At 29.6% G+C, this 6,277-nt stretch carries 3 protein-coding genes; 1 reads left to right on the top strand and 2 read right to left on the bottom strand.

The genetic code is table 11. The annotated features are described in order from the left end of the window. Positions 1 to 215: 215 nt before the first annotated feature. Positions 216 to 2,228: a hypothetical protein gene (locus ACH2CG_RS12450; protein WP_395065671.1), complete on the bottom strand. Its 2,013-nt coding sequence runs from the start codon at positions 2,226 to 2,228 to the stop codon at positions 216 to 218. A 223-nt stretch (positions 2,229 to 2,451) separates the two neighbouring features. After that, entirely contained in the window at positions 2,452 to 4,230 is a 1,779-nt protein-coding gene (locus ACH2CG_RS12445) for an AMP-dependent synthetase/ligase (RefSeq protein ID WP_395065669.1), read from the bottom strand. Between the two features lie 117 nt (positions 4,231 to 4,347). Between ACH2CG_RS12445 and ACH2CG_RS12440 the strand changes: the two genes are divergently transcribed. Beyond that, entirely contained in the window at positions 4,348 to 6,276 is a 1,929-nt protein-coding gene (locus ACH2CG_RS12440; RefSeq protein WP_395065667.1) for an LTA synthase family protein, read from the top strand. Position 6,277: the final 1 nt, after the last annotated feature.

Here is a 6,277-nt window from a genome sequence, read left to right as displayed (position 1 = left end):
TAACCCAAGTGGCAACGTTAAAAGCAAGGAAGAGTCAAACTTTTGCAAAAAGTACCATTTATAACTTGAAAAACTCATTTTTTAGCCATCAAAAGTTTGCGATTTTGAACTTTAACTAAAAAATAAACCTCCATTAAATCGCTTTAAACGAGGTTGAATTTATGTAATTTGGAAATGTTTTTTGAAAATTTATGGTTGTGCAACAGCTACCGCTGTTAGGCGTTCGTTTTTATTAGAATTTCTTTTATCAATTCTTCTAATTTTAATTTGTATTTTTTGTATTCATTATGACCAACTCCCCAAAAACCTATTTCTTGTTCGTTTGTATGAGATATGGAATTTTGATTTCTTCTATCAAAAAATTCTGAAATAAATTTAATGTCGTTCACTTTAAATTTATTTTTTGACATTTCGGAAGTAATTTCTAGAGCTTTTTTCTGCTTTCCATCTAAAAACATCATTTCAAAAATATTTTGAAATTCATTTAGTAAATGGTTAAAACATACGTTGTAAAATCCTATTTTTTCGTTTATAACTCTTTGCTTAATCTGTTGAACTAATGGAATGCAATTTGTTTGACTTAAAAAATTAGTACTATATATTGGTTCAAATTTATTTAATTTATAGTCTTTGTCTAAACTTTTATAAATAATTGAAAAATAATCATTATTTGACTTTTCTAAATTACTTTTTAGATTCAGTTTTATTATTTCTATGTAATTTAAATATTCATTTTGCAATTGAATCTTTTCAAGACCTTTTAGTTCAGTGATTAAAAATTGAATTTGATGAATAAACTTGTCTAAAATTGTAATTTTTTGAGTTATATTTTCATCTTCTGCTAATGATAATATTATTGAGTTAAATAAATTATTTCTCAATTCATTATTGATTGTCACTAAGTGAAGTATAACTTTTATTTTAGTTAGTAGGAAATCTAGATGTTCAAAATTTTCAAAGATGCCACTATTAATAATTTTAAGTTTTGCTTCATTACTCTTCGAATACTGTAAACAAGAATTGTGAATTAAAATAAAGTTGAGATAAGATGATTCTTTAGCTTCAATATTTATTTGCTCTAAATTTCCTGTTTGGCTTTTTAATTTTTTTAATAAGTTTATGCATTCATCAAATATTTCTGGCGCTTGCTTGTCTTTAATTTGTAAACTTAATATTGATTCGTTATATAGTTCTTCATAATCAAATTCCTGTTCAAATGGGCTTTCAAAACCTGTTGAATTTAGGAAGTCTAAATGAGAATCTACGTCAGAAATTACAAATCTATCGGATTTAGATGAACTTACAGAAAGATTTAAATGTTTAGTAAGAAAGTCTGATATTGAATTTTCAATCGAATAAATTTCTTTTCTTATTTCTGAAATCGGTTTTGTATCATCTTCACTAAAAACTATATAAAAATCATCTACGTATCTTATATAACTATATCTATCATTGTCTAGAAATGTATCAACTACAAATTCGTCAAAATCTGAAAAATAAATTGAGCTTATAAAACTAGAAATTATATTTTGACCTGATACAGGAATACCTTTTGAATCGCTTATTAAAAATTTTAGAAAAAATTCAAAAGTTTCTTTTGCAAATTCATTGTAGTGTAAAGCTTTTTTTGTTGTTGCGTATGATTTACGATCTAAAATATCTAACAATATTTTGTGATCAATTGAGTAAAAAAAAGATTTTATGTCAAGCGATATTGCATATTTAATTTTGCCTGGTTCAGGTTTAGTTAATGTTTCCTTTAAGTTCAGAAAAACTTTGTAATCATCATAATAGAATATTTTTGATTTATTCGGATATTCATAATTTATTGAGCCACCATAAAAAATATTGATAGATTTTTCAGAATATATATTATTTACTGTTGTTATATACTTATCAAGTAATTCTCTGATGTAAAATCCAAAAGAATAATACAAAACCAATAAATCCCAAGTAAAGAAATGAAATTCTCTAATTTTGTATGCTCTTTGAACGCCAAAATATTTAATTAATTTGAATTTATTTTCAAAGTAATAAAAAGAATCTCTTTTAACGTAGTTCTCATAAAATTCACAAGGAATAATTACATTTTGTTCGTTTTTGTATATTGTAAAATCTGTAATATTGTACAACGGGCTTTTTTGGGCTAATTGGTAGTTTAAAAGTTCGACAGCTTTTGAAATATGTTTTTCATTTATGTAGTAACCAATATTAAATATTCTCGCCATAAATAGTTTTTATTCAGATGATTTTTCGTGGATTTTTGGGCAAAATGACGCCTAACTCACAAATATACGCACATCTATCTTAAAAAACATTTGTATAGAGGTAAATTAGTGTCATTTAAATGTAAAAAAATGTAGCTATACTTTAACACTTTTTGTAAAACCATCATATAAATTCTGGCACCTTGAAATAGTGTTAAATTATTTAGCGACAGTTTACTAATACTTAAACGGTATCATATATTTTATGAAATAAATTAATGTATTTTTCCATAACCACTTTTCGTTTTAATTTCATGGTAGGAGTAAGGTGTCCGGCTGGAATGGTCCATAAATCGGGTGTTAATTCAAACTTCTTGATTTTTTCCCAGTTTCCAAATTTCTCGTTAAGCGTATCTACTTCTAGCTGAATTCTATCAATTACCTGTTGGTTTTTAATGATTTCATCGTTTGTAGTTCCAATAAGTACATTGTGAATTTTTGCCCATTCTTTTACAAATTCAAAATTGGGTTGAATGAAAGCTGCAGGCATTTTTTGTCCGTCACCAATTACCATAATTTGCTCAATAAAACGCGATTGTTTCATCGTGTTTTCTATCAGTTGCGGTGCAATGTATTTTCCACCACTTGTTTTAAACATTTCCTTTTTTCTGTCGGTAATTTTCAAGAAACCATCTGCATCAACTTCGCCAATATCACCTGTGTGAAAATAACCGTCAACAATAGCTTCTTTGGTCAACACTTCATCTTTGTAATAACCCATCATCACGTTTGGACCTTTGCAAAGAATTTCGCCATCGGCTGCAATTTTCACCTCTACATTATCTATAATTCGTCCAGCAGTTCCTATTTTAAAACCGTGATTGCGTTGGTCATTAACCGATATTACTGGTGATGTTTCCGACAATCCATAACCTTCCATAACCGGAATTTCGGCTGCGGCAAATATTCTGGCTAATCTTGGTTGTAAAGCGGCACTTCCGTTTACAATTAAATCTAATTTTCCACCCAAACCTGCTTTCCATTTGCTAAAAATAAGTTTTCTAGCCAATTTTAATTGCATTTCATACCACCAACCATTTACGCCATAAGGTTCATATTTTAAACCTATATCAACTGCCCAAAAGAACAATTTCTTTTTTATTCCTGTAAGCTCGCTTCCTTTAGCAATTATTTTTTCATATACTTTTTCTATAAGTCTTGGCACACCAGTCATTACTGTAGGTTGAATTTCTCTTACATTATCAGAAATCTTTTCTATTGATTCGCCAAAATAAATTGAACAACCATAATATTGATATATGTAGGTTACCATGCGCTCATAAATATGGCAAATTGGTAAAAAACTTAACGCTCTACTTTTTCCTGCATCAAACGGAATTCTGTTGGCAGAATCCAACACATTAGAAACGATATTATTGTGCGAAAGCATCACTCCTTTTGGTCTTCCTGTAGTTCCAGAGGTATAGATTATTGTTGCTAGTTCAAGCGGTTTTACATTGTTTTTTCGGTCTTCTACAACATCTTGATTGCTGTTGTCTTTTCCTAATTCTAAAAGTTCATTCCAGTTTTTGCAACCTTCAATTTCATTAAACGAATATACTTCTTTAATATTTGGAACATTTTTCTGAATCAATCGTACTTTTTGCAGCACTTCATCGTCCGATACAAAACAATAGATTGCCTCTGAATGGTTTAAAATATATTCATAATCTGTTTCCGATATTGTTGGATAAATAGGCACCGTTTGAGCTCCGGTTTGTAATGTTCCAATATCCATAATGTGCCATTCAGTTCTATTATTAGACGAAATAATAGCAATTTTATCATTTTTTTGGATGCCCAGTCGCAACAATGCTCTAGATATTGTATTGGCTTTGTCAATATATTCTTGTGTTGAAGTTTTTATCCATTCGCCATTTTGCTTGGTTACTAATGCGTCCGAAATATTGTATTTTTCTAATTGATGGTATGGAAAGTCAAATAGACGAGAAATTGTTGTCATTGGGATTAAATTTGATGCAAATTAATTAATAATATAATCATTCACAATATTTATTTAAAATTTATAATATTGATTGTGAAATATGTAGTTTTGTAAGATAAAATTAGCAATTACTAAATGAATAAATTCCTGAGATTTAACGAATATAAAGTTCTGGCTTACAGAATTTTATTGGCTTATATTTTTTATTTTGTAGCCCGAGTTTTATTTTTTGTTTATAATAGAAATTTAATAAAAATAGATTCGATAAGCGATTTTTTCCAGTTGTACTACCACGGATTATCGTTTGACACTACCACAATTATCTACATTAACTTGTTATTTATAGTTTTATCAATCGTTCCTTTGGTTGCTAATACTAAAATTGGCTATCAAAAAATGCTGTTTTATATTTATTTTATAACCAATTTATTGGCTTATTCTGCTAATTTTATTGATTTCATTTATTACAAATATACCTTTAATAGAAGTACAAGAGCGTCGCTAGATACTTTGCAAAATGAGAGTAATAAAAGTACGTTGTTTTTTAACTTCTTGATAAGCTATTGGCATGTATTTGCCTTGTTTTTTATCTGTGCTTTTCTCTGGATTTTTCTTTATAAAAAGGTTCGAATTAATCACAATGTGCACACTGCTTCTGTAAAATATTTTGCGTTTTCAGTTGTAGGTTTTCTTTTTATTTCAACCTTGTGTATTGGCGGTATTCGTGGCGATTTCAAGAAAAGTACGCGTCCTATTAATTTGCTTGATGCCAGTCGATATGTTACCAATGCATCGCAAGCCGATTTTGTATTAAACACGCCATTTGCAATTATTAGAACCTGGAATACCAATACATTTAAAAAAATAAACTTGGTTGATAAGGCAACTATTGATGCGCTTATTCAACCCATAAAATTCTATAAAAACAACCCCAAAACAAAGCCCAATGTTGTAATTCTTATTCTAGAGAGTTATGCTCGTGAATATATTAGTACTTTCAATAAAGACAGCAAAGATCTAAAGTATAGAGGTTATTCTCCGTTTGTAGATTCGTTGGCGCAGCACAGTTTAATATTTACCAATGGGTATGCCAATGGCTATAAATCTATTCACGGAATGTCGTCTGTAATTGCAGGAATTCCTTCGTTTAAAGATGCATTTACATCGTCACCTTATCCAAAACAGAAGATAGAATCGTTGGTTTCTGTTTTAAAAAGTGAAGGTTATGATACTTCCTTTTTTCATGGAGCACCCAATGGTTCTATGGGTTTTTTAGGTTTCGGAAATATTTTGGGCTACGACCATTATTACGGAAAAACAGAATATAACAATGACGCCGATTTCGATGGATCTTGGGGCATTTGGGACGAACCTTTTATGCAGTATTTTAACAAAACGCTTTCGCAAAAGAAAACACCTTTTATGGCAACATTATTTTCGGTTTCATCACACGAGCCTTATGTTGTGCCTGCCCAATATGAAGGTAAATTTCCTAAAGGTGATAATCCTATTCATCAATGTATAGGTTATACTGACAATTCGTTAAGAAAGTTTTTTAACGCAGCCCAAAAAGAATCTTGGTACAATAATACTATCTTTGTGTTGGTTGCCGATCATGATAATTTAATTTATTATGACGAATATTATAAAGATCAAAACCTGCATACGGTTCCGATTTTGTTTTTTACGCCCAACGAGAAATATGTAGGTGTTAATAAAGATTGGGCACAACAAATAGATATTTATCCGACACTTTTAGACATGATGGGTTATGACAAACCTTTTAGAAGTTGGGGTAGAAGTTTGATTAGTAAAGATAAAATTCCGCCGTTTGTAATGCGTTATTCCTCTGATAAATATCAAATGATGAGCGGCAATTATATTTGCACGTTTGACGGAGAAAAAGCTGTTGGATTTTATAACAAAGAAGACAAAGATTTAAAACATAATTTAATTGGTCAGCGCAATGCCGAAATGAATTTGTTAGAAAAACGATGCAAAGCTTTTCTGCAAGATTATATGGAGCGTATTATTGATAGAAAGTTGACCTCAAATGATAAATAAA

It is taken from the genome of Flavobacterium sp. (assembly GCF_043778725.1).
Lineage (GTDB): Bacteria > Bacteroidota > Bacteroidia > Flavobacteriales > Flavobacteriaceae > Flavobacterium.
The sequence above is the reverse complement of the archived record's forward strand: the minus strand, read 5'-3'. Positions and strand labels throughout refer to the sequence as shown.